Consider the following 22,587-nt stretch of genomic DNA (forward strand, 5'->3'; position numbering starts at 1 on the left):
TATTTAATAGCATTATACTTGTATCAGATTTTAATCAAACCTAGTTTGAAAAACGTTCTTATAGAATTGATAAAGATATTTTAACCTAACCTAAAAACTATCTCAATTCAGGTTTCATTTGTGTGTTAAAAGTGGTAAAGCTAGTACCTTTACCACTTTTTTTTGCCCAAAAAATCGGTAGCACAAGAACTTATAGCTATGTGTATATTTCATTACATATTGATTTTAAATGCTTGTTTTTTTTTGAAATACTTTCTTGCACAAACGCTTTTTGTTTTAATTTTGGTGAATATAAATTCGTAAATTTAAACCAAGCAATCCATTTATTAATTTAGTTTTTTTGTAATGACAACTCCGAAAAAATCCATCAAAAAAAGCCCGGTAGACGAAGTTGAAGACCTTGATTTTCTCAACGAAAATGCTATTAGAGGTACAAAAAGCAAGAAATCATTTGTAGATGATGACGATGATGAATTCGATCTTCCATTGGACGATCTGGACGCCTTTAATGACTATATTGACGAAGACGACGACGACACTTACTAATTCAACACCGTACACCCCAACATCCTTAACAGGATGTTTTTTATGAAAGCCTATATACATGCAGATCCTTCCCGTTAGTGATTCCAAAACAAAAAAAGAATTTTTACAACTTGCCCGTTATATTTACCAGGATGATAAAAACTGGATTTGCCCATTGGATATGGATATTAACGCAGTTTTTAACCAGAAAACCAATCCATTTTTTAAACATGGGTCCTGCACCAGGTGGATTTTAAAAGATGATGAAGGGAAACTAATAGGAAGGGTCGCTGCCTTTATTAACGAGAAAAAAGCATATCAATATGATCAGCCTACTGGCGGTATGGGGTTTTTTGAATGTATAGACAACGTGGCCGCAGCATTTATGTTATTTGATACCGCTAAAGAATGGTTATTGGAAAAAGGCATGAAAGCGATGGACGGTCCAATCAATTTTGGGGAGAACGATTCGTACTGGGGTTTGCTTGTAGAAGGCTTTACACCCCCTTCTTACGGCATGAACTATCATAAGCCATACTACAAGGTGTTTTTTGATGAATATGGCTTTACCAAGGAATATGAGCAGATTACTAATCATTTACAGATAAGAAATCCTTTTCCGGAAAGATTCACAAAAATTGCCAATTGGGTTGCCAACAAACCAGGTTATACGTTTGAATATTTTTCTAAGAAGAATTCAGAAAAATATGTGAACGACCTGATGGAAATCTATAATGATGCCTGGATAGATTTTGAGAATTTTGTGCCCATCAAAAAAGAAACCCTACAGGAAAGTTTTAAAAAGATGGAAGCCATCATGGATGAAAAACTCATTTGGTTTGCTTACATCAATGGCGAGCCCGCATCGTTTGTGGTGATAATTCCTGATGCTAACCAGTTAATTAAAGGTTTTAATGGGAAATTAGGATGGATGGAGAAAGCGAAGTTTGTTTACAGACGATGGAAAGGTGTTAACCGGATGCGTGCTATAGTGATGGGAACTAAGACTGCTTACCAAAAACACGGGCTGGAATCTGCCTTGTTTATAAAATTGAAAGAATATGTGCTTCCTTTAAACCAGTATGATGAACTGGAGTTATCGTGGGTAGGAGATTTTAATGATAAAATGCTTTCCTTACACCAGGCTACAGGTGCCACCTTTGGAAAGCGACACCTCACCCTGCGTAAGATTTTTTAATGATTTTTACTTCTGTCTGATCTCTTCGTAGAGTTCAATGACTTTTTTCTGAAGTTTGATGATCTCTTCCTCTCTGGAAGATAGTTTTGTTTTTAGCGTATTAATTTCTTCAAAGTTTACTGACTGTGGATTTTCTCCCTCTTTAGAGATGATATCCATCGTGGAAACTTCGAATAAATTTGCAATTTGTGCTAACCTTGAAATATTGATATCTGTGATACCTGTTTCAATTTTAGAGAATGCTGGTATTGATATATTAAGGCGTTTCGCTACCTCGCCCTGACTCCAGCCGTTCTTCTGCCGCAATTGCCTGATGTTTTTACCAATGACGTTCATGTTTTGATTTTAGATATTAATTATTGTGCATTAAACTACTTATTCAACTCCTGTGCCAGTTTAACGAGATCCAAGCCCCCGAAATTTCCTGAACTCATGAGTAATAAATTTGTATTGTTAAAACTTAAGCTTAACAAATATTTTTCAAAATGGAGAGCGTCATTAAAAAATTGCAATTTAGCATTTTTAAATGCTGTTTGAACTTCTAGTTCACTAAAAGCGCTAATTTTCTTTTGTTGGAAAGTCTTTTCATTTATATAAATTATTGCCTCATCTGCCATGTCCATGGTATGTTCATACTGGAGGAGAAAATCTTTATTTAGGCTACTAAATGTATGCAACTCTATACAGGCAATAAGCTTTCTGCCTACAAATTGGGACTTAACCGCTTCGATTGTTGCTTTTAACTTTGACGGTGAATGCGCAAAATCTTTGTATACATTCGTGCTTTTTTCACTTAACAACAATTCTAATCGCTTCGCAGCCCCTTTAAATGTTGAAATGGCAACATTGAAATCTGCAGCAGTTATCCCTAATTCAAGACAGACCAATTTGGCTGCTGCAAGATTCATCAAATTATGATGTCCAAAAATATTCAATTGGATTTCTTCTGGCAATAGATAAGTTACACCTTCCTTAATTTTATGAGCAGGAATAGCATAAGGTATCTTATTTATTTCTGTATCCGATTTAGATACCACTTCAACTAAAACAGGATCTGTTTCGCAATATATTAATTTTCCATCTGGTTGTATTGTATTGATGAAAACATCAAACTGTTGAATATAGTTTTCAAAAGTTGGAAAAACATTGATATGATCCCAGGCAATACCACTCATTACCGCAATATTTGCTTTATACAAGTGAAACTTAGGGCGTCTGTCTATGGGTGAAGCCAGGTACTCATCGCCTTCTATAATGATCAGCGGAGCTTCATCTGTAACTTTAACCATGGTATCAAAGCCCTCCAGCTGCGCGCCAACCAGGTAATCAAAGTCGCGATGATAAAAGTTTAACACATGCAAAATCATAGAGGTGATGGTCGTTTTTCCATGACTGCCACCAATGACTACACGCAACTTATCCTTGGTTTGCTCATAGATATATTCCGGATAGGAATAAATCTTCAGACCTAATTTTTTGGCTTTCAACAACTCTGGATTATCAACAAAAGCATGCATACCGAGAATTACCGCATCCAGATCTGGTGTGATATTTTCTTCCTTCCATCCCATGGTTTCGGGAAGTAAACCAAACCTTGCAAGTCGGCTACTGGATGGTTCAAATACCACGTCGTCTGACCCGGAAACTACATAACCTTTTTTATGCAGTGCAATAGCCAGGTTGTGCATGGCACTGCCACCAATTGCAATAAAATGTATACGCATCATATTGATTTAATTCTTTATAAAGTGGGCTGCTACCCAGTCTCCTATTTTCTGATGATCCTGGTAAAAAATGTGATGTTCCTTGCAGGCTTCTTTAATCATGTCTAAATCAGGACTTTCGTAAAAACCACTAAAGAAAATATGTCCACCACTGGTTAAAACCTTAGCATAGGAAGGAATCTGGTCTAGTAAGATATTCCGGTTAATATTGGCTAAAATCACATCAAATGAGGTTGCAGGAATAACTTCCTTTCCACCACAGATGGCTTCAATTGTATTGATTTTATTCAAAGCTGTATTTTCAAGGGTACTTTGGTAACATACCTCATCATAATCAATGGCCACCAAGGCAGAGGCACCTCTTTTAGCGGCAAGAATGGCCAGGATGCCGGTGCCACAACCCATATCTAATACTGTTTTACCTGCTAAATCAGCTTGTAAAACATATTGCATCATCATTGTTGTGGTTTGATGATGACCCGTACCGAAAGCCATTTTTGGATCAATCACAATCTCGTAAGCGTATTGTGGCTGCGCCGGGTGAAAGGTTGCACGAACATAGCATTGATCTGCAATGATCAGCGGCTGAAAGTTTTTTTCCCATTCTTCATTCCAGTTCTGGCCTTCAATTTCCTCTACAGTGTACGTGTAAATAAAATCACCATCGAACTGGCTTAACACAGCGGTTAAATTAACCTGGCTATATAGTTCAAAATCAGTAAATGCAGAAAAACCACTGGCCGTATCTTCAAACGTATTAAAACCGCTTTCAGCCAAATCATTAATCAGAAGATCTTTTTGGTAATCTTCGATTTTTTCGAAAGTAAAAGTTACTTGGATGTATTGCATTAAGAATTAAATGTTTTTACCAGGTCTGTGAAATCACGGGATTTTAACGAAGCACCACCGATCAGTCCGCCGTCTATATCCTGTTGTGAAAATAATTCTTCAGCATTTTTTGGATTACAACTTCCGCCATACAATATACTTGTATTTTGTGCAACTGCTTCGCCATACTGCGCTTGGATTTGCTGACGAATAAAAGCATGAACTTCCTGCGCCTGAGCCGAACTTGCTGTTAAGCCTGTTCCAATTGCCCAAACTGGTTCGTAAGCTACAATAACTTTAGAAAAGTCATCTTCACTAAGCGAGAAAAGACCATTAGTTAACTGCGATTTAATAATATCGAAGTAACTGCCATTATTTCGCTCGTCTAAAGTTTCTCCGATGCAAAAAATTGGAATAAGGTTATTCTTTAAAACGATATTAGTTTTTTCCAATAATAAGGCATCACTTTCCGCATAATATTGTCTGCGTTCAGAGTGGCCAACAATTACATATTCAGCACCTACAGATTTCACCATTTTAGCTGAAATTTCACCGGTATAAGCGCCACTTTCATTTTGGTGACAATTTTGAGCACCAATTTTAACGGTGTTACCACCCAACTTGGCTAAACTGTTTAAATGGATGTAAGGAGCACAAATTACAGCAACCTGATCGCCTTTTTGCTCATCACGAACCATATTCACAATCTCTGAAAACAAAGAGATTCCTTCGGCATAGTCCATATTCATTTTCCAGTTACCTGCTACAATTTTTTTTCTCATCTTAATTTAATTTATATGTACAATTAAAAGCGTCTATGTTGTTGTGTGGAGTCGAAGACGTGTTGCAAGATATCTTTTTCCTGCTGATCAAAAGACATATTTCTTCGCTCAAATACTTTTTCTGCCGTTTCAAACATCTTTTGGATGGTATATGTTTCAAATCCATGTGCTCCGCCCCATGCAAAATCAGGGATAAAGTTACGAGGAAAACCTGGTCCGAAAACATTTGCACTTACACCGGCCACTGTTCCGGTGTTAAACATGGTGTTGATGCCGCACTTCGCATGATCAGCCATGATTAAACCACAAAACTGCAAACCAGTTTTACGGAATCGTGAAGTTTCATAATCCCACAATTTTACTTCGGCATAGTTGTTCTTAAGGTTTGAGTTATTTGAATCAGCACCTATATTACACCATTGGCCCATTACAGCATTCCCTAAATAACCTTCATGGCCTTTAGAGGAATAACCCCAGATGACTGAATTATTAATTTCGCCCCCTACACGGCAATACGGACCAATCGTAGTTTGTCCGTAAATCTTAGTTCCCATTTTTACCTGCGAGTTATCGCAAAGTGCAAAGGAGCCCCTGATATGTGTGCCTTCCCAGACTTCAGAATTTTTACCCAGGTAGATAGGTCCTTTTAAACTATTAAAAGTTGAACATTCAGCACTTGCCCCTTCTTCGATGAAGATGTTCTCGCCTATAAAGGTATTGGTATGGCTTAGCACAGCGGAAGTGCGCCCTTTGGTTAGCAAGGCAAAGTCTTTTTTTAATTCTATATCATTTAATCTGAATATATCCTCAGGATAAACGATACGGATGACATCAAGGGAATAATTCTTTTGAGTGACGCTATTGGCGAGCGCAACATGATGTGGCGTGCCCGGTGCAACTCGGTAAGCAAGGAGCACTTGCGCTTTTACAAGCGCCTCCCCTTCCTGCAGCTGCATGATCGCTTCGGCCAGCTGCTCATCAGGACATACGGAGCCATTGATAAACAGGGCTGCTGAGGGCAAAGAAGGATATTTTGCAGACAGATAATCAATTGTTGAGTAGCCAGACGTCCCTTGCAGGTATTTTTCCCATTTCTGGGCTATCGTCAAAATCCCTAGTCGCAGGTCCGCTACTGGACGGGTAAAAGTTAGCGGGCGCAGGGATAGCCATGCCGCATCGTCGAACAAATTCATCATCATAAGCGACAAAAATAAAAAAAGTCCCGATGCTATTGCATCGGGACTTAAAATAATTTCTTTTTAATGCAGAATTACTTCTTTGCGTAACGAGTTTTAAATTTATCGATACGACCAGCTGTATCTACCAGTTTCATTTTACCAGTATAAAAAGGGTGAGAAGTGTGTGAAATCTCTAATTTGTAAAGTGGATATTCATTACCATCTTCCCAAGTGGTAGTTTCTTTAGTATCTACACAGGATTTAGTTAAAAAAGAATATTCGTTAGACATATCTTTAAATACTACAAATCTATAGTTTGATGGATGCAGATCTTTTTTCATGTTATGGTTATATTTATTACTTACGTGTCTCTTATTTTAAAGGATGCAAATATCAATAATTTATTCTTGAATAACAAGTAAGTCAGGCCAATTTGTGTAAAAATACCAATTGCACAACACCAGACTATATTATAACCCTCATTATAAATCTTTTAACTATTCTTAATTTCCTGACAGAGTTCCACTAAAACGCCTTTGGTTCCTTTGGGATGTACAAAACAAACTAATTTATGATCCGCGCCCATTTTAGGTTCTTCGCTAAGCAGCACAAATCCCTGCGCTTTCAAACGTGACATTTCTTGCACAATATCATCTACATCGAAAGCTATATGATGAATCCCCTCCCCTCTCTTTTCCAAAAACTTTGCTATGGGACTATCGTTATGGGTCGCTTCGAGCAATTCGATTTTATTTGCACCCGTTTGAAAAAAAGCTGTATTAACACCTTCGCTATCTACATGTTCCGTTTTGTAACAACTTATTCCCAATAAACTTTCATAAATACTGCATGCTTCCTGAAGATTTTTGACTGCAATACCGATATGTTCTATTTTGTTCATTTCATCAAAGTTAGATAAATGTAAAAATGCAGGTTTTATCGATAGGTTCATAGGTATAAATGATAACTGTTGGCAATGTTTTTTCGTATCTTTGTGTATTAAGAATAATAAATCATAACATGGAACTTCCTATTTACCTAGATAATAACGCAACGACACCCCTGGACCCAAGGGTTTTAGAGGCCATGCTGCCTTATTTCACTAACAAATTTGGTAATGCTGCCAGCCGTAACCACGCTTTTGGATGGGTTGCTGAAGAAGCAGTTGATTATGCCCGTGAACAAGTTGGCAAGCTGATCGGTTGCACCGAGAAAGAAATCATTTTCACCTCAGGCGCTACAGAAGCAGATAACCTGGGTATAAAAGGTGTTTTTGAAATGTATAAAGAAAAAGGTAACCACATTATTACTGCTACTACAGAACATAAAGCGGTATTGGATACTTGTAAACACCTTGAAAAATTAGGCGCAAAGGTTACTTACTTAAAAGTACAAAGTGATGGCCTAATTAATTTGCAGGAATTAGAAGCCGCAATGACACCAGAAACTATTTTAGTAACCATCATGTATGGTAACAACGAAATTGGTGTTGTACAGCCGATTAAAGAGATCTCAGCAATTGCACATAAACATGGTGCTTTATTTATGACCGATGCTACACAGGCGGTTGGTAAGATTCCTGTAAACGTTAATGAAGATGGCATTGATTTAATGGCATTTTCTGCACACAAAATGTACGGACCTAAAGGTGTTGGTGTTTTATACGTTCGTCGTAAAAACCCAAGGGTTAAAGTAACTGCACAAATTGATGGTGGTGGACATGAACGTGGTATGCGTTCAGGAACTTTAAACGTTCCCGGTATTGTGGGTTTAGGAAAGGCTTGCGAATTGTGTCGTCTTGAAATGGATCAAGAAGCAGCTCGTTTATCTGCTTTGAGAGACAAATTAGAAAGTTCTTTAACACAATTAGAAGAAAGTTATGTTAACGGTAACACAGCACACCGCTTACCACACGTAGCAAACATCTCTTTTAAATATGTTGAAGGTGAAGGTTTAATGATGGCGATGAAAGACTTAGCGGTTTCTTCAGGTTCAGCTTGTACTTCAGCTTCCCTGGAACCTTCTTATGTATTAAAAAGTTTAGGTCTTTCTGACGATTTAGCTCACTCTTCTATCCGTTTCGGCTTAGGCCGTTTCACCACAGAAGAAGAAATTGATTATGCTATTGAGAACACGAAAAAAGCAGTAAATCATTTGAGAGATTTATCTCCACTGTGGGAAATGTTTAAAGAAGGAATAGACTTAAGCAAAATTGAATGGGCAGAGCACTAGTTGCAGCCTGTTAAATATTAATTAAAACATTAAAAAGGCCTACAAAGCCTGGAGGAAACAAAAAATGGCATATTCAGAAAAAGTAATGGAACATTATACCAACCCACGTAACGTTGGTACTTTAAACAAAGATAGTAAATCTGTAGGTACCGGCCTAGTTGGTGCCCCAGAGTGTGGTGACGTGATGCGCCTACAAATCGAAGTGGATGAAAACAACGTTATTACTGACGCTAAATTCAAAACATTCGGTTGCGGATCAGCAATTGCTTCATCATCTTTAGCTACAGAATGGTTAAAAGGTAAAACAGTTGACGAGGCTTTAACAATTGACAATATGGATATTGTAGAAGAATTAGCTTTGCCACCAGTTAAAATACACTGTTCTGTATTAGCGGAAGATGCTATCAAATCTGCTATTAATGATTACAGGGTGAAAAATGGTTTAGCACCATTTGAATTAGCAAAATCACACCACTAATAACCAGAAGGTTTTAGTAGGTAACAAAATTAAAAAACATGATCACAATTACCGATAAAGCAAAAAGCAAAATAGACCATTTGATGCAGGATTCGCAGCTTGGTGTTGACTATTTTCTTCGTGTTTCTGTAAAAGGAGGCGGCTGCTCTGGCTTATCTTACAACTTGGATTTTGATAATGAGGAAAAAGTTGGCGATCAATTTTTTGAAGACAGAGGCATTAAGATTGCCCTGGATATGAAATCCTTTTTATACCTGGCCGGCACAGAACTTGATTTCTCGGATGGCTTGAACGGAAAAGGTTTTAACTTCCATAATCCAAACGCCAGTCGCTCTTGCGGCTGTGGAGAGAGTTTCTCTGTTTAAAATACATTTGTTATATTTGTAAAGGGCACTGAGGTGCCCTTTTTCTTTTTTAAATGTAAAATTATCTTGCCCAGCAAGTAAAACAACAAGAGCAAATTATGGTATCATTTAATGAGTTCTCTACCGTTCCTAGTCTATTAAGAAATGTTGTCGAGAATATCCATCCTCCTGAGGAAACCTTCCTGATTCATAAAAAAAATGGTGAATGGGAAGAAATTTCCTTCGGTACTACCCTGGAACGTGCTGATACCATTTCTGCTTATTTCCTTAATAAAGGAATAAGAAAGGGTGATCGAATGGGCCTGATAATAGAAAACTCTCCAGAATATGTTTATTATGATCAAGGGATTCAGCAAATAGGCGCTATCAATGTCTCCATTTACCCCACCTTATCCGAACAGGAAGTAGAATATATTATTAATGATTCAGGCATTAGGGCTATTCTTGTTGGCAACACCTTTTTATTAAAGAAAATATTAAAAATTGCAGAAAACTGCAAAAACCTCCAGTATATTATCCCCGCTTTTGCTGAATATAAAAAAGTTGCGATACCGGAAGATCTAAAATCAGAAGTGATTTACTTTGAGGATATATTAGCCACACCGCTACATTCGGCAGAAACGACAGAAATAAACCTCATTCGTTCTACACTACGTCCAACGGATATCTCTTCACTCATTTATACCTCTGGAACAACCGGCACACCAAAAGGTGTAATGCTTTCCCATGGAAACTTTGTAGAGAACGTAAAAGTTTGCCTGCAACAGATCTACGTCATCGAAAAAACAGATGTATTTTTATCCTTCCTGCCTTTATCTCACGTGTTTGAACGCACTGCCACTTACCATGTTTGCTGCTCACAGGGCTGTAAAATAGCCTATGCACAAAGCCTTGAACTATTGGCTAAAAACATGATGGAAATTAAACCTACAGTAATGAGCTGTGTGCCTAGATTATTAGAAAGGATTCACGATAAAGCCATAAAAAGTGGTACAAGTGAAGGCGGTTTAAAGTCAAAGATTTTTCTTTGGGCCCTGGAAACCGGGCAAAAACACAGAAGCCTTAAAGAAGCAGGTAAAAGTAGTGGGCTTTTGCTTAACGCCCAAAAAACACTGGCCGAGAAGTTGGTATTTAGTAAGATCAAAGAGAAAACTGGCGGCAGACTCAAATTTATGATCTCGGGTGGTGCTGCACTTCCTAAAAATGTAGGTGAGTTTTTTGGTAACCTTGGCATTAAAATATTAGAAGGATTCGGTTTAACAGAAACATCGCCTGTGATGTCGGTTACGGAATACGATCGCCAGGTATATGGTACGGTTGGTCGCGTGATACCCGGTATCGAAGTAGGTATCCAGAATCCCGACACTAAAGAAATGATAAATATCCAAACCCACGATACTTTTAACCCGGAGTTTATATGTGATGAAGGTGAAGTCATTGTTCGTGGTCATTGTGTGATGCAGGGTTATTTCAACAAACCAGCAGAAACTGCCGAAGCCATCGACAAAAATAATTGGTTCCACACCGGTGATATCGGCCGTTTCTATAAAGGAAACCTACAGATTACCGACCGGATAAAAAATATGATTGTTAATGCTTATGGTAAAAACGTATATCCATCACCAGTAGAAAATATTTACCTCAAAAGTTTGAAAATTGAACAAGTATTTTTAATAGGAGATAAAAGGGAATACCTTACTGCCATCATTATCCCCAACCCTGAAAGCTTAACCGAACAATTCAATTTAACAGCGGAATTTTTCCAACACCCGGATATTTTTATTCAGCAAAAGGAGATTATAGATTGGATAGCTCAGGATATACGCAAATTATCGAATGAACTGGCTAAATTTGAACGTATCAAAAACTTTTTGGTTAAACGTAATCCTTTTAGCATGGAAGAAGGGGAAATAACCCCGACCATGAAAGTTAAAAGAAAGGTTGTGGAGAAAAAGTATGCAGAATACATCAATCTTCTGTATAAAGAATCCGTTGAAGCAGAATAAATGACCAGCAATTGTTAATTTTACAGTTTTAAAAACATCACCTGGCTACATGACCGGGTAAATATATATATGAGTACAGGATTATCAGAACAAGAAATATTGCGCAGAAGTGCGCTAACCCAGTTACGTGAACTAGGCATAAACCCCTATCCGGCAGAATCGTTTGAAGTGACTGCCCACGCTGCAGACATTCTGGCGAATTACGAAAAAGATAAAACGGCCTACAAAACAATAAGTATGGCTGGCCGTATCATGTCAAGAAGGATTATGGGAAGTGCTTCATTTGTGGAGTTACAAGACTCGACTGGCAGGATACAAATTTATTTAAAAAGAGATGACCTTTGTCCGGATGAAGATAAAACCATATACAACACGGTGTTCAAAAAGTTATTGGATTTAGGTGACTATATTGGTATCCAGGGTTATGTATTCACTACACAAACTGGAGAAATATCAGTTCACGTTACTGAATTCAAATTACTCTCTAAATCATTAAAACCATTGCCAGTTGTAAAACGTGATGATGATGGCAATATCTATGACGGATTTACTGATCCTGAATTACGTTACCGTCAGCGCTATGTTGATTTAACCGTTAATCCGGGTTTTAAACAGATCTTTATTAACCGTTCCAGGGTAATTAATACCATGCGTAATTACTTTGATCAGCAAGGCTGGATGGAAGTAGAAACCCCGATTCTACAGTCTATACATGGTGGTGCGGCGGCACGTCCGTTTAACACACACCACAATACCCTTGATATGCCCCTATTTTTGCGTATCGCTAACGAGCTTTACCTGAAAAGACTGATCGTAGCCGGCTTTGATGGTGTATACGAGTTTGGGAAAATGTTTAGAAACGAAGGTATGGACCGTACCCATAATCCGGAGTATACCGCCATGGAAATCTATGTAGCTTACAAAGATTATATCTGGATGATGGCCATGGTGGAAGAATGCCTGGAAAAAATTGCTGTTACCATTCACGGTACACCTGTGGTTAAGGTAGGTGATGCGGAAATCAATTTCGCAGGACCTTACGAAAAACTTACGATGTATGAGTCGATCCAGAAATATACCGGTATCGATGTTTCGGAAATGACTGAAGCACAACTTCAGGATACCTGCAAGAGCTTAAACATTGAAATCGATGCGACCATGGGTCGCGGTAAACTGATTGACGAGTTGTTTAGCGAAAAAGTAGAAGCAAACCTTATTCAGCCAACTTACATTACTGACTACCCATTAGAAATGACCCCATTGGCTAAGAAACACAGAAGCAAAGAAGGTTTGGTAGAACGTTTTGAATTATTTGTATGCGGAAAAGAAATTGCCAACGCTTACTCTGAATTAAACGACCCTATTGACCAAAAGGAGCGTTTCGAAGATCAATTGAAGCTGGCAGCCAGGGGCGATCACGAGGCCATGGCCATGGACGATGATTTTGTTCGTGCTTTAGAATACGGTATGCCACCAACATCGGGATTGGGTATTGGTATCGACCGACTGGTGATGTTGATGACCAACCAATCGACCATTCAGGAAGTATTATTTTTCCCTCAGATGCGTCCGGAGAAAAAAGCAAAAATAACCAGTGACGAAGATTTCGTTGCTGCGGGTATTCCGGCCGACTGGGTACAAGTGATTAGGAAAATGGGTTTTAACACTGTGGAAGACCTAAAAACAGCCAATCCGAACAAGGTATTTAATGACCTAGGAGGTATGCGTAAAAAAATGAAATTAGAACTTGTCATGCCTTCTAAAGAAGATGTAACCACTTGGTTCGCTTAACAGAAAGATAACATAAACTTAAGGCCTGTGGTAATAAAATACCTCAGGCCTTTTTTAATTTTAGGGTGTATTAAAACCTATGAATTATGACTACCTCAAGTTTGGAAATCAACGAAAATGAATACTGCATAAAACTTGACAGGGCTTCATTTGACCTATCTACCATCCGTCAGCTCATCAACCGCATACAGGCAGAACAGCGCTATTTTAAAAAATCGTTATATAACGATGAAGGTGACCTGCGAAGCAGAGATACCCAATGGGAAGAAAACTTTGATCGCTTATGCGATAAATAAGAAATATAAATTAATCTATATTAGCCAGACCTAACGCAAAAAGGGTGCAACATGTTGACATGATGCACCCTTTTTGTGTCTGTTATAAACTTGAACTACCTGTATCTGATCTGCTGTTGTTTATCCAGCATCCCTAATTGATCTTTCATTTGTTTAATCTGATCAGCAAGCAGTTTATTCTTATCGGCTTTTTTAGCTTCCGTCAAATACATTTGTGCCTCTCTTTTATTTCTTTTTCCCATAGCAATACCTGCAAGACTTAATTTAGCAAGAGCAACATTATGTTCCATATGCATACCTAAGGCAAGAGCTTTCTTGAAATATTTTTCTGATTGCATTGGTGTTTTCCTGGATTCAATTAATCCCATTAACAACTGGAAATACCCGTGCTGGGCACGAATTAACTGTGTTTCATAATTGGTTATCCTTCTTAAAAACATTTCTGCCTTTGGCATATTGTCCTTACGGAGAAACCATTGAGCAAGTAACATGTTCTCATTAAAGAAGAACGTAACGACAACTAAAATACTAATGAACAAGGCTAAAATACCCCAGCCCCAGAATCCAAAAACCATTAATGTGATGGCGGCTCCAAGTAAGGCAAAACCCAGAATTAGACGTACGATGTTTGGCATATTCTTATGTAAATTTAAGCAAATATCGTGTTTAAATACGTAAACTTAAATTATAATGCCCATAAAATAACAAATACTATCTTTAGCCTAATAAAAGATGATGAAGCCAATAAACATAGAAAATTTCGACCAAAATTACGCCACATATGAGCCAGATAGAGAATTGCTAAACGGGTTAAGCACCCTCATCAATAACATCGACATCACCGCCGTTATCGGTACCTGGTGTGGCGACTGCAAGTTATATGTCCCTCAATTTTATAAGGTATTGGATGCCATCGGTTTTGCTGAAAGCAATCTCACTTTGATTGAAGTTGACGAAGAAAAAAAGGCAGAAAATAGTACGATTGACCACTTAAATATCATAAGCATACCTACTTTTATCATTTTTAAAAACGGTCAGGAATTGGGACGGATTATTGAAAGTCCGCGACTAACCCTTGAACGTGATTTGTTGAATCTTTTAAAAACCCATAATTAAATGACCGCTATGTTAGAACAAAGTTGGCTTCAAGTGTTGGAGAATGAATTTGAACAGGATTATATGAAATCTTTAAAAAAGTTTTTACTGGCTGAAAAACAAAATGGCCATATCGTGTACCCTAAAAATGCTGATATTTTTAACGCTTTTAAACATACCCCTTTCGATAAAGTTAAAGTGGTGATACTAGGACAGGACCCTTACCATGGACCTCATCAGGCACATGGACTTTCGTTTTCTGTACAAAAAGGTATAAAGCCACCGCCTTCTTTAAAAAACATTTATAAAGAACTGGCCACGGACCTGGATGAATTTCAGCCCCCAGCACATGGTGAATTGACCGAATGGGCAAGTCAGGGTGTATTGCTGCTGAATGCTACCTTAACGGTCCGGGCACAAGAACCAGGTGCTCATCAAGGTAAGGGCTGGGAAATTTTTACTGACCGGGTAATTACCGAGTTGTCCAGGCAAAAGAAGGGGATTGTATTTTTGTTATGGGGAAAATATGCCCAGGATAAATCTATATTAATCGATGCATCCCGGCATACTTTGTTGAAAGCCGCACATCCCTCCCCTTTTTCTGCTCATCGGGGATTCCTGGGCTGCAAGCATTTTTCAATGACCAATCAAAAGCTGCAGGAACAAGGTATAGCGCCGATAGATTGGCGTTTAAGCGACTAATATTCCAATGGAACGATTGGTTCTTTTTTAGTAGTGGACATGATCATCATGGTTTGAAATGTTTTAACCACCGATATCTTGCTGATTTTGTCCATAATTAAACGCTCGTAAGCTTTGATGTCATTCACGTAAACTTTTAACAGGAAATCTGCCTGACCAGTTACGTGATGGCATTCGGTAATTTCCTTAATGTTATTTACTTCGTCAAGAAAGGTTTGAATGGTATTATTTTTATGGAAGTCTAATTGTACCTGTATAAAAGTTTTAATCCCTAACCCAAGTTTCTCTTCGTCAACAAGGGCATGGTAACTCTTTATGAAACCAGCTAATTCCAGTTTTCTCACCCGCTCTAAGGTTGGCGCCGGAGATAATCCAATTTCTTGTGATAAAAGCAAATTGGTTATTCTACCATTTTCCTGTAATAACTTAAGTATTTTAAAATCTATTTTATCAATATCTGCGGCCATGTTTTATTCTTTTGAACAAAGATATAACAAATAGCCATTATCTGCCAAATATAATTCTATGAAAGGTTGAAAATTATACAATTAATTCTTCAGTATTTTATTTAGATTTGTCTAAACATTTTTTTAGAGTATTAAAAATGGAGAGCCAAACCGAAGAAAACTATTTAAAGATCATTTACCACCTATCACGCTTAAGTGCTGGCCCTGTGCAGACTAATGCTATTGCAGACCGGACACAAACAAAACCGGCATCGGTATCTGATATGGTAAAAAAGCTAGCAGAGAAGCAATTGGTTAATTATGTAAAATACCAAGGCGTAACACTAACCGAAAAAGGACAGGTAACAGCTGTAAATATAGTACGTAAACATCGCCTTTGGGAAGTTTTTTTAGTGGATACATTAAATTTTAAATGGGATGAGGTTCATGAAATTGCCGAAGAGCTTGAACATGTCAATTCTAATCTGCTGGTTGAAAGATTGGATCGTTTTCTAGGTTATCCGAAACATGATCCGCATGGCGACCCCATACCTGATAAAGAAGGAAATATTGAAGAGGCTTCGGTGATCAAATTGAACAAACTTCTACCTAGCGAAAAGGGCATCATTGTAGGAGTGAGTGAACATTCTTCCGCTTTTTTAAAGTACCTGGAGAAAACAAAACTTACTTTAGGCACTTCCTTACAACTGATCGAGATCACGGAATTTGACGGCTCTGTTGACTTGATATTGGATGGTAAAAAAATCAATATCAGCAGAGAGGTTGCCAAGCACCTGCTGATGAAACCGGCATTATAAAAGAATGAGGAAGCGGCACACCGCTTTGAATTGACTAACAAAAACAAATTCAGTGATACGATAACATGAAGCAATCGGAGTCTTTAAGTGAAGTACATAAAAGCGTAGAAACCAATAAACGCACCGGATGGAAGCGGATTTTATCTTTCATCGGTCCAGCTTATTTAGTAAGTGTTGGCTATATGGATCCGGGAAACTGGGCAACAGATTTAGCGGGTGGAAGTCAATTTGGCTATCAACTGATCTGGGTATTGTTGATGTCAAATTTAATTGCTTTATTATTACAGTCTTTAAGCGCCCGTCTGGGAATTGTAAGGGGACTTGATTTAGCACAAGCTTCCAGAAGCACCTATCCTAAATGGGCAAACATTCCCTTATACCTATTGGCGCAAACCGCCATTATCGCCTGCGACCTAGCCGAAATCATAGGTATGGCCATTGGTTTACAGCTGCTATTTGGCTTACCCCTTATCTGGGGTATTAGTCTCACCATACTCGACACTTTTCTACTCTTATTCCTCATGAACAAAGGCATGCGTAAAATGGAAGCCTTTATTGTGTCAATGGTATTTATTGTTGGTATTTCTTTTTTGGTAGAAATGTTTATTGTAGAACCCTCTTTAAAAGATATTGTCAAAGGATTTGAGCCCAGCGTACTTTCAGGCGATGCTTTATACATAGCCATCGGTATTATTGGAGCTACGGTAATGCCACATAATTTATACCTACACTCCTCATTGGTACAAACCAGAAAATTCGAAAGGGATGTAAAAGGAATCAAAGAGGCCATTAAGTTTAACTTTATCGATACGGCGGTCGCCTTAAACCTCGCTTTCTTTGTCAACGCCGCCATTTTAATTCTTGCCGCCGCAGCTTTTTATAAAAACGGTTTGCACGAAGTTGCCGAAATTCAGGACGCTCATAAATTACTGGAAAACATATTTGGCGGTGTCGCACCTTCACTGTTTGCCATTGCCTTGATTGCCGCGGGCCAAAGTTCTACAGTTACGGGTACCCTTGCAGGTCAGATCATCATGGAAGGGCATCTTAACCTTCGGATCCGCCCTTGGTTAAGACGTTTAATTACCCGTATGCTAGCCATTGTCCCTGCCTTCTGTACCATTCTATATTTTGGCGACGATGCCTTAAGTGGCTTGCTGATCCTGAGCCAGGTGGTACTGAGTTTACAATTGGGCTTCGCAGTGATTCCTTTAATCCACTTTACTTCCGATAAAAAGGAAATGAAAGGGTTCGCCATAAAACCATGGGTGAAAATTTTAGCTTGGATCAGTGCCTTGGTCATCGTGTCGCTAAATGTAAAACTGGTCATCGAAGAAATAAATTCCTGGAGCGAGGGTGCTAATGCGTGGTATGTTAATTTCCTGGTTATTCCGGCAGCTATTCTCATTGCTTTATTATTACTGTATATTTTTATACATCCTATTATAGCATCCAGAAAAGCGCTAAAAACGAATGTACCTCATGGCGACGCGCTAAATATAGAGGAGGTCAGTAAAATAAAGTATAGTAAGATCGGCATAACAGTTGATTTTTCTAAGAATGACAGGAACACTATCCAGCATGCCTTATTACAGGGCGGCAAAGATGCGGATTACTTCCTGATCCATGTGGTAGAAACAGCCCTTGCCAATTACTACGGCGATAAGACTTTAGATTTCGAAACACAGAGTGATACTTTAAACCTGCAAAAATATTGCGATAATCTGATGGTATTAGGTTACCAGGTTACCCCATTAATAGGGTATGGAGGTACAGCAAAAGCGATTGCCGAGATTAGTGATCAAAATGAGTTACAGCTATTGGTGATGGGTGCCCACGGACATAAAGGCATCAAAGATTTAATTTTTGGCACTACCGTTGATGCAGTTAGGCATAAGGTAAAGATACCGGTCCTGATTGTCAGGTAATTTTCGGATATTAGCCCACTTTCTATTATGATAACATCATAAGCTTTGAAACATGATATAAGCTTACGGTGCTTCACTACTTTTGAAAAGCAATAAAAATTAATGAAACAAGACGTTCAAATAAAAAATAAAAGAGCTTATTTTGATTACCATATCGTTGAGAAATTCAATGCCGGTATTGCTTTATTAGGCACAGAAATAAAAGCCATCAGGCAAGGAAAATCGAATATGTCCGATGCCTTCTGCATGTTTATTGGCAACATCCTTTACGTAAGAAATCTTCACATCTCCGAATACAGCAACAGCTCTTTTTATCATCATGATATCAAAAGAGACAGGGTGTTGCTTTTACATAAAAAGGAGCTTAAAAAGCTTAAGGCCAAAAGCGAAGAAAAAGGTTATACCATTGTACCTTTAAGAATTTACACTAATGAGCGTGGATTTGCCAAAATAGAAATTGCCTTGGCGCAGGGTAAAAAGGAATTCGATAAAAGAGATAGCATTAAAGACCGAGAATCCAAACGCGAGCTAGACCGGGCCATGAAGGTTTAACTACCAGGCCTGGTCGCCTACCAAGGGTACAAACCTAAAGGTATCCAGTTCAATTTTTTCGTAGTCAGTTTCGCTTACCCTAATCACCGTTACCATTTTCTGACTATTCTCATCACCCACCGGGATCACGAGTATGCCCCCTATTTTTAATTGTTTTAATAATACCTCCGGAACAAAAGGCGCACCTGCGGTTACAATTATCTTATGATATGGCGCATGTGCTGCAATACCCATAGAACCATCGCCATAAAAGAAATTAGCATGATAACCCATTCCTGGTAATACTTTGATGGTGTGCTGATAAATACTTTCCTGACGTTCAATGGTAAAAACCTGTGCACCCAGCTCCATTAATATACAGGTTTGGTAACCTGATCCAGTACCAATTTCCAATACTTTATCGCCTTTTTTGATGTGCAGTAATTCTGTTTGGTAAGCTACAGTATACGGTTGAGATATGGTTTGCCCATCCCCAATGGGGAACGCAATATCCTTATAGGCCTGGTTCCAGAAAGTCTCATCAAAGAAGAAATGCCTCGGCACCTTGCCAATTGCGGCAAGCACTTTCGTATCCGTAATTCCTCTTGATTTTAAGTGTTCGACTAACTTTTTTCTAGCGCCTCTTTCCCTGTAATTATCTACAAACTTGTATGCCATTGCAATCAAAAATAACAGTTTATAAACTATTCAGCGTCATTTAAGCGATTAATAAATTGATTATTGCTTAACCCTCACAAGATCAACCCTTATAAATTTACCACTTAAATTAATAGGGATCAACATCTAATTGTATCAATACACCCTTAAAGATTTTCTCCGCATTAAAGTTGGTAATTTCGCTTTTTAACAGCGCTTTAACTTTTTGAATGGCCGTATGTTTATCAGATTTAATGATAATCTGCCTGATGTAGTAATTCCTGATCCTGGATACCAACGGTTGCTCCGGCCCCATCACCCGGCTGCCTAATCGTGCTTTTAATGCATTGGCAAAATGTTGTGAGGCTGCATTGATCACATCTGCATCTTTATGCCGTAGACTGATAAAAATAAGCCTTGAAAAAGGGGGGTAGTTAAACTGGCTGCGCTCAGCAATTTCATCAGTATACATCTGCACATAATCATTTTCCACTACCTGTTTTATAATACGGTGTTTATCGTCGTAAGCCTGTATACATACTTTCCCCTGTTTCTCCCGCCTGCCTGCCCTTCCAGACACTTGCGCCAACAATTGGTAACTTCGTTCAAATGCCCTAAAGTCAGGATAGTTAAGCAGTGTATCTGCGTTAATTACCCCAATTAAGGTTACGTTTCCAAAGTCGAGCCCTTTGGCTACCATTTGCGTCCCAATAAGGATATTTGTTTTTTTGTCCTGAAAGTCTCCAATAATTTTTTGAAGGCTATTTTTAGTTCGGGTGCTGTCTACATCCAAACGGGCAATTTTTGCTTCCGGAAAAATCAGGCTAAGCTCTTCTTCGACCCTTTCAGTTCCAAAACCTTTTTGCTCAATATGAACAGAACCGCAGGCCGGACAAATATTCAGAGGGCTTTCATGGAAACCACAATAATGACAATGTAATTTCCCACTGCTTTTATGAAATGTTAAACTCACATCGCAGTTTACACATTTGGGTGTAAAACCACAGGTGGCACAAATTAAGATAGTAGCATAACCCCGGCGGTTTTGGAACAGGATCACTTGCTCGTCGTTGGCCAGCGATGTTGTGATGTCGTCAATTAACACACTAGAAAAGTACGACACCATTTTCTTTCTTTTCGTTTGCTCCGCAATACTTATTACTTCATGTGCAGGAAGCTGCACACCTCCAAAACGTTCATTTAAAGTAACCAGTCCGTATTTATTGCTTAGAGCATTGTAATAACTTTCAATAGATGGTGTTGCAGATCCCAATACAATTTTCGCCTTGTGCTGGTAGGCTAAATATACAGCGGCGTCACGTGCCTGGTATCGTGGTGCGGGATCATGTTGTTTATAAGAAGATTCATGTTCTTCATCTACTATGATGAACTTCAGGTCATTAAAAGGCAAAAATACCGCAGAACGGGCACCCAACACAATTTTGTAAGTGCCATTAATTACTTTATTCCAGATTTCTACCCGCTCAAAGTCGTTAAACTTGGAGTGGTAAACCCCAATGGCATCGCCAAAGTATTTTTTAATCCGTTCTACAATTTGTGTGGTTAGGGCAATCTCAGGCAACAGGAACAAGGCTTGTCCGCCATTTTCAATCGCCTGTTCAATTAATTTGATATATAATTGTGTTTTTCCAGATGCTGTGATGCCATGTAACAACACCACTTCCTTCTGCAACAAAATTTCGTTTATTTGGGCAAAAGCAGTGGCCTGGGCATCACTTAACTTGAAGTTGAGTATAAAGTCATCTGTTTCATCCTGGAGTCGGCTCACAGCCTTCTTTTTCAGCAAAAAGATTTCCTTGTCAACGAGCGACTTGATGGCCGCCTGTCCGGCATTACTATGTTCAAGTAATTCCACCTTTGCTATTTCAGCATTTTGTTTGGCTAAGTGAAGATAAGTCATCAACGCGTCCAATTGTTTAGGCGCACGTTCCAATGTTTCAAATAAAGCTTTTAAGTTACCTTCTTCCTTATAAAAGGGATTCAGGCTGAGGAAAGACTTCAGCAGCGGTTTGTATTTTTCAATCACCTCCTCTGCAATATACACCACCTCTCTATCGATTAGCGACCGTATAATAGGAAAAACAGTCTTCTGCCCCAATAGCTTTACAATGTCGTCTATTGATAAACGCTGTTTGACTCTTAGCACGCCAACCAGCAGTATTTCTTTTTCGGTAAGGTCTTCATGTACTTCACCCTGATCCTCTTGCAGTACAATTATAGTTTCACTGGCCAACTTCAAACCTGCTGGCAAGGCAGCCGACATCACTTCACCTTCATTGCAAACATAATAATCTGCCATCCAGTCCCAGAATTTCAATTGCATGGCATTAACCACAGGAGCCTGGTCTACTACATCAATAATGTATTTGGCCTCGTATACCGCTGGTGCGGTAGTCATGATGCTTTTAATCAGGGCCGTGTATATCTTGCTTTTTCCAAACTGCACAATCACGCGCTTGCCAACCGCAATTTGATCGTTTAAATGATGGGGTATTCTATACAGGTAATTCTTAGCTAAAGAAAGGGGTAGAATAACTTCAATGAAGTATGTTTCTCTTTCTGTGAAATCAAGCTGCTCCAATTCCATTATTTATGTCTTAACGCTGCCAGGAATAATAATACCCAACCCGCAATAAAGAACAATCCACCAATTGGGGTAATGGGTCCAATAAAATTAACAAAAGAAAGCTGTAGGATTTCCCTGGTGGCCAATAAATATAAAGAACCTGAAAACAAGACAATTCCTGCAGTAAAACAATAATAAGACCAGTCTACCAGTTTATTTCTAAAACGACCAAACGTGGAGAGGAACAGTAAAGCAAACACATGATAAAACTGGTACTCGACTCCTTTTGCCCAGATGGTTAGCGCATAAGTATCAATTAGGGCTTTCAAACTATGGGCGCCAAAGGCACCGAAAACAACAGCTAGGGCACCAAAAAAAGCAGCAGTTAAAATTATTCGCTTGTTCATTTATTTTTATGGG

25 protein-coding genes are annotated in these 22,587 nt (G+C 38.6%); 13 read left to right on the forward strand and 12 right to left on the reverse strand.

Annotated features, from left to right (window positions below; translation table 11 throughout):
- The first annotated feature begins 345 nt into the window (after positions 1-345).
- On the forward strand, positions 346-546 hold the full coding sequence (locus IWX76_RS04395) for a hypothetical protein (RefSeq protein WP_196858654.1): 201 nt from the start codon (positions 346-348) through the stop codon (positions 544-546).
- A 58-nt stretch (positions 547-604) separates the two neighbouring features.
- Positions 605-1,723 carry a GNAT family N-acetyltransferase gene (locus IWX76_RS04400; RefSeq protein ID WP_196858655.1) on the forward strand — a complete coding sequence of 373 codons (1,119 nt, stop codon included), beginning with the start codon at positions 605-607 and terminating at the stop codon, positions 1,721-1,723.
- A 6-nt stretch (positions 1,724-1,729) separates the two neighbouring features.
- Here IWX76_RS04400 and IWX76_RS04405 read toward each other — a convergent pair whose 3' ends face one another.
- The 7 genes from IWX76_RS04405 to mce form a co-directional block, all read right to left on the reverse strand.
- Entirely contained in the window at positions 1,730-2,059 is a 330-nt protein-coding gene (locus IWX76_RS04405; protein ID WP_196858656.1) for a helix-turn-helix domain-containing protein, read from the reverse strand.
- 35 nt (positions 2,060-2,094) lie between these two features.
- On the reverse strand, positions 2,095-3,447 hold the full coding sequence (locus tag IWX76_RS04410; protein ID WP_196859035.1) for a UDP-N-acetylmuramate--L-alanine ligase: 1,353 nt from the start codon (positions 3,445-3,447) through the stop codon (positions 2,095-2,097).
- A gap of 9 nt (positions 3,448-3,456) precedes the next feature.
- Positions 3,457-4,296, reverse strand: coding sequence for a 50S ribosomal protein L11 methyltransferase (prmA, locus tag IWX76_RS04415; protein WP_196858657.1), 840 nt, complete (start codon positions 4,294-4,296; stop codon positions 3,457-3,459).
- Positions 4,296-5,057, reverse strand: coding sequence for a triose-phosphate isomerase (tpiA, locus tag IWX76_RS04420; protein ID WP_196858658.1), 762 nt, complete (start codon positions 5,055-5,057; stop codon positions 4,296-4,298). Before tpiA ends, prmA begins: the two co-directional genes overlap by 1 nt.
- Before the next feature lie 23 nt (positions 5,058-5,080).
- A complete protein-coding gene (locus tag IWX76_RS04425) occupies positions 5,081-6,256 on the reverse strand; it encodes a GlmU family protein (protein WP_196858659.1) in 1,176 nt (391 codons plus the stop codon).
- Between the two features lie 71 nt (positions 6,257-6,327).
- Entirely contained in the window at positions 6,328-6,576 is a 249-nt protein-coding gene (locus IWX76_RS04430; protein ID WP_196858660.1) for a type B 50S ribosomal protein L31, read from the reverse strand.
- A 152-nt stretch (positions 6,577-6,728) separates the two neighbouring features.
- A complete protein-coding gene (mce, locus tag IWX76_RS04435) occupies positions 6,729-7,136 on the reverse strand; it encodes a methylmalonyl-CoA epimerase (RefSeq protein ID WP_196858661.1) in 408 nt (135 codons plus the stop codon).
- Between the two features lie 119 nt (positions 7,137-7,255).
- Between mce and IWX76_RS04440 the strand changes: the two genes are divergently transcribed.
- From IWX76_RS04440 to IWX76_RS04465, 6 genes are all read left to right on the forward strand, one after another.
- Complete coding sequence (locus tag IWX76_RS04440; RefSeq protein ID WP_196858662.1) at positions 7,256-8,467, forward strand: IscS subfamily cysteine desulfurase; 1,212 nt, start codon at positions 7,256-7,258, stop codon at positions 8,465-8,467.
- Between the two features lie 64 nt (positions 8,468-8,531).
- Positions 8,532-8,945, forward strand: a complete 414-nt coding sequence (gene iscU / locus IWX76_RS04445) for a Fe-S cluster assembly scaffold IscU (protein ID WP_131595775.1) — start codon at positions 8,532-8,534, stop codon at positions 8,943-8,945.
- A 38-nt stretch (positions 8,946-8,983) separates the two neighbouring features.
- A complete protein-coding gene (locus IWX76_RS04450; RefSeq protein ID WP_196858663.1) occupies positions 8,984-9,310 on the forward strand; it encodes a HesB/IscA family protein in 327 nt (108 codons plus the stop codon).
- 98 nt (positions 9,311-9,408) lie between these two features.
- Positions 9,409-11,316, forward strand: coding sequence for an AMP-dependent synthetase/ligase (locus tag IWX76_RS04455; protein ID WP_196858664.1), 1,908 nt, complete (start codon positions 9,409-9,411; stop codon positions 11,314-11,316).
- A gap of 69 nt (positions 11,317-11,385) precedes the next feature.
- A complete protein-coding gene (gene lysS / locus IWX76_RS04460; protein ID WP_196858665.1) occupies positions 11,386-13,107 on the forward strand; it encodes a lysine--tRNA ligase in 1,722 nt (573 codons plus the stop codon).
- 86 nt (positions 13,108-13,193) lie between these two features.
- Positions 13,194-13,403 (forward strand): hypothetical protein, encoded by a 210-nt coding sequence (locus IWX76_RS04465; RefSeq protein WP_196858666.1) that lies wholly within the window; start codon positions 13,194-13,196, stop codon positions 13,401-13,403.
- A gap of 95 nt (positions 13,404-13,498) precedes the next feature.
- Here IWX76_RS04465 and IWX76_RS04470 read toward each other — a convergent pair whose 3' ends face one another.
- Positions 13,499-14,038 (reverse strand): DUF2892 domain-containing protein, encoded by a 540-nt coding sequence (locus tag IWX76_RS04470; RefSeq protein ID WP_196858667.1) that lies wholly within the window; start codon positions 14,036-14,038, stop codon positions 13,499-13,501.
- A 97-nt stretch (positions 14,039-14,135) separates the two neighbouring features.
- On the opposite strand from IWX76_RS04470, the gene IWX76_RS04475 reads away from it, so the two are divergent.
- Positions 14,136-14,519: a thioredoxin family protein gene (locus IWX76_RS04475; protein ID WP_196858668.1), complete on the forward strand. Its 384-nt coding sequence runs from the start codon at positions 14,136-14,138 to the stop codon at positions 14,517-14,519.
- Positions 14,520-15,200: a uracil-DNA glycosylase gene (gene ung, locus IWX76_RS04480; RefSeq protein ID WP_196858669.1), complete on the forward strand. Its 681-nt coding sequence runs from the start codon at positions 14,520-14,522 to the stop codon at positions 15,198-15,200.
- Here the strand turns inward: ung and IWX76_RS04485 are convergent.
- Positions 15,197-15,667, reverse strand: a complete 471-nt coding sequence (locus IWX76_RS04485) for an Lrp/AsnC family transcriptional regulator (RefSeq protein WP_196858670.1) — start codon at positions 15,665-15,667, stop codon at positions 15,197-15,199. The genes ung and IWX76_RS04485 overlap by 4 nt on opposite strands.
- 137 nt (positions 15,668-15,804) lie before the next feature.
- On the opposite strand from IWX76_RS04485, the gene IWX76_RS04490 reads away from it, so the two are divergent.
- From IWX76_RS04490 to smpB, 3 genes are all read left to right on the forward strand, one after another.
- Positions 15,805-16,464 (forward strand): metal-dependent transcriptional regulator, encoded by a 660-nt coding sequence (locus tag IWX76_RS04490; RefSeq protein ID WP_196858671.1) that lies wholly within the window; start codon positions 15,805-15,807, stop codon positions 16,462-16,464.
- Between the two features lie 65 nt (positions 16,465-16,529).
- Positions 16,530-18,392, forward strand: a complete 1,863-nt coding sequence (locus tag IWX76_RS04495; RefSeq protein ID WP_196858672.1) for an Nramp family divalent metal transporter — start codon at positions 16,530-16,532, stop codon at positions 18,390-18,392.
- A 102-nt stretch (positions 18,393-18,494) separates the two neighbouring features.
- A complete protein-coding gene (gene smpB, locus IWX76_RS04500; protein ID WP_196858673.1) occupies positions 18,495-18,944 on the forward strand; it encodes an SsrA-binding protein SmpB in 450 nt (149 codons plus the stop codon).
- Here the strand turns inward: smpB and IWX76_RS04505 are convergent, their stop codons facing one another.
- The 3 genes from IWX76_RS04505 to IWX76_RS04515 form a co-directional block, all read right to left on the reverse strand.
- Complete coding sequence (locus IWX76_RS04505; RefSeq protein WP_196858674.1) at positions 18,945-19,601, reverse strand: protein-L-isoaspartate(D-aspartate) O-methyltransferase; 657 nt, start codon at positions 19,599-19,601, stop codon at positions 18,945-18,947.
- 109 nt (positions 19,602-19,710) lie between these two features.
- Complete coding sequence (gene priA / locus IWX76_RS04510) at positions 19,711-22,188, reverse strand: replication restart helicase PriA (protein ID WP_196858675.1); 2,478 nt, start codon at positions 22,186-22,188, stop codon at positions 19,711-19,713.
- A complete protein-coding gene (locus tag IWX76_RS04515) occupies positions 22,188-22,574 on the reverse strand; it encodes a DUF423 domain-containing protein (protein WP_196858676.1) in 387 nt (128 codons plus the stop codon). The genes priA and IWX76_RS04515 overlap by 1 nt, the downstream gene beginning before the upstream one ends.
- Positions 22,575-22,587 lie beyond the last annotated feature (13 nt).

It is taken from the genome of Pedobacter sp. CAN_A7 (genome assembly GCF_015752175.1).
Classification (GTDB): Bacteria; Bacteroidota; Bacteroidia; order Sphingobacteriales; family Sphingobacteriaceae; genus Pedobacter.

Coding starts and splice junctions, on each gene's coding strand:
- IWX76_RS04395 (WP_196858654.1), top strand. CDS start 346: ATGACAACTCCGAAAAAATCCATCAAAAAAAGCCCGGTAGACGAAGTT.
- IWX76_RS04400 (WP_196858655.1), top strand. CDS start 605: ATGCAGATCCTTCCCGTTAGTGATTCCAAAACAAAAAAAGAATTTTTA.
- IWX76_RS04405 (WP_196858656.1), bottom strand. CDS start 2,059: ATGAACGTCATTGGTAAAAACATCAGGCAATTGCGGCAGAAGAACGGC.
- IWX76_RS04410 (WP_196859035.1), bottom strand. CDS start 3,447: ATGCGTATACATTTTATTGCAATTGGTGGCAGTGCCATGCACAACCTG.
- prmA (WP_196858657.1), bottom strand. CDS start 4,296: ATGCAATACATCCAAGTAACTTTTACTTTCGAAAAAATCGAAGATTAC.
- tpiA (WP_196858658.1), bottom strand. CDS start 5,057: ATGAGAAAAAAAATTGTAGCAGGTAACTGGAAAATGAATATGGACTAT.
- IWX76_RS04425 (WP_196858659.1), bottom strand. CDS start 6,256: ATGATGATGAATTTGTTCGACGATGCGGCATGGCTATCCCTGCGCCCG.
- IWX76_RS04430 (WP_196858660.1), bottom strand. CDS start 6,576: ATGAAAAAAGATCTGCATCCATCAAACTATAGATTTGTAGTATTTAAA.
- mce (WP_196858661.1), bottom strand. CDS start 7,136: ATGAACAAAATAGAACATATCGGTATTGCAGTCAAAAATCTTCAGGAA.
- IWX76_RS04440 (WP_196858662.1), top strand. CDS start 7,256: ATGGAACTTCCTATTTACCTAGATAATAACGCAACGACACCCCTGGAC.
- iscU (WP_131595775.1), top strand. CDS start 8,532: ATGGCATATTCAGAAAAAGTAATGGAACATTATACCAACCCACGTAAC.
- IWX76_RS04450 (WP_196858663.1), top strand. CDS start 8,984: ATGATCACAATTACCGATAAAGCAAAAAGCAAAATAGACCATTTGATG.
- IWX76_RS04455 (WP_196858664.1), top strand. CDS start 9,409: ATGGTATCATTTAATGAGTTCTCTACCGTTCCTAGTCTATTAAGAAAT.
- lysS (WP_196858665.1), top strand. CDS start 11,386: ATGAGTACAGGATTATCAGAACAAGAAATATTGCGCAGAAGTGCGCTA.
- IWX76_RS04465 (WP_196858666.1), top strand. CDS start 13,194: ATGACTACCTCAAGTTTGGAAATCAACGAAAATGAATACTGCATAAAA.
- IWX76_RS04470 (WP_196858667.1), bottom strand. CDS start 14,038: ATGCCAAACATCGTACGTCTAATTCTGGGTTTTGCCTTACTTGGAGCC.
- IWX76_RS04475 (WP_196858668.1), top strand. CDS start 14,136: ATGATGAAGCCAATAAACATAGAAAATTTCGACCAAAATTACGCCACA.
- ung (WP_196858669.1), top strand. CDS start 14,520: ATGACCGCTATGTTAGAACAAAGTTGGCTTCAAGTGTTGGAGAATGAA.
- IWX76_RS04485 (WP_196858670.1), bottom strand. CDS start 15,667: ATGGCCGCAGATATTGATAAAATAGATTTTAAAATACTTAAGTTATTA.
- IWX76_RS04490 (WP_196858671.1), top strand. CDS start 15,805: ATGGAGAGCCAAACCGAAGAAAACTATTTAAAGATCATTTACCACCTA.
- IWX76_RS04495 (WP_196858672.1), top strand. CDS start 16,530: ATGAAGCAATCGGAGTCTTTAAGTGAAGTACATAAAAGCGTAGAAACC.
- smpB (WP_196858673.1), top strand. CDS start 18,495: ATGAAACAAGACGTTCAAATAAAAAATAAAAGAGCTTATTTTGATTAC.
- IWX76_RS04505 (WP_196858674.1), bottom strand. CDS start 19,601: ATGGCATACAAGTTTGTAGATAATTACAGGGAAAGAGGCGCTAGAAAA.
- priA (WP_196858675.1), bottom strand. CDS start 22,188: ATGGAATTGGAGCAGCTTGATTTCACAGAAAGAGAAACATACTTCATT.
- IWX76_RS04515 (WP_196858676.1), bottom strand. CDS start 22,574: ATGAACAAGCGAATAATTTTAACTGCTGCTTTTTTTGGTGCCCTAGCT.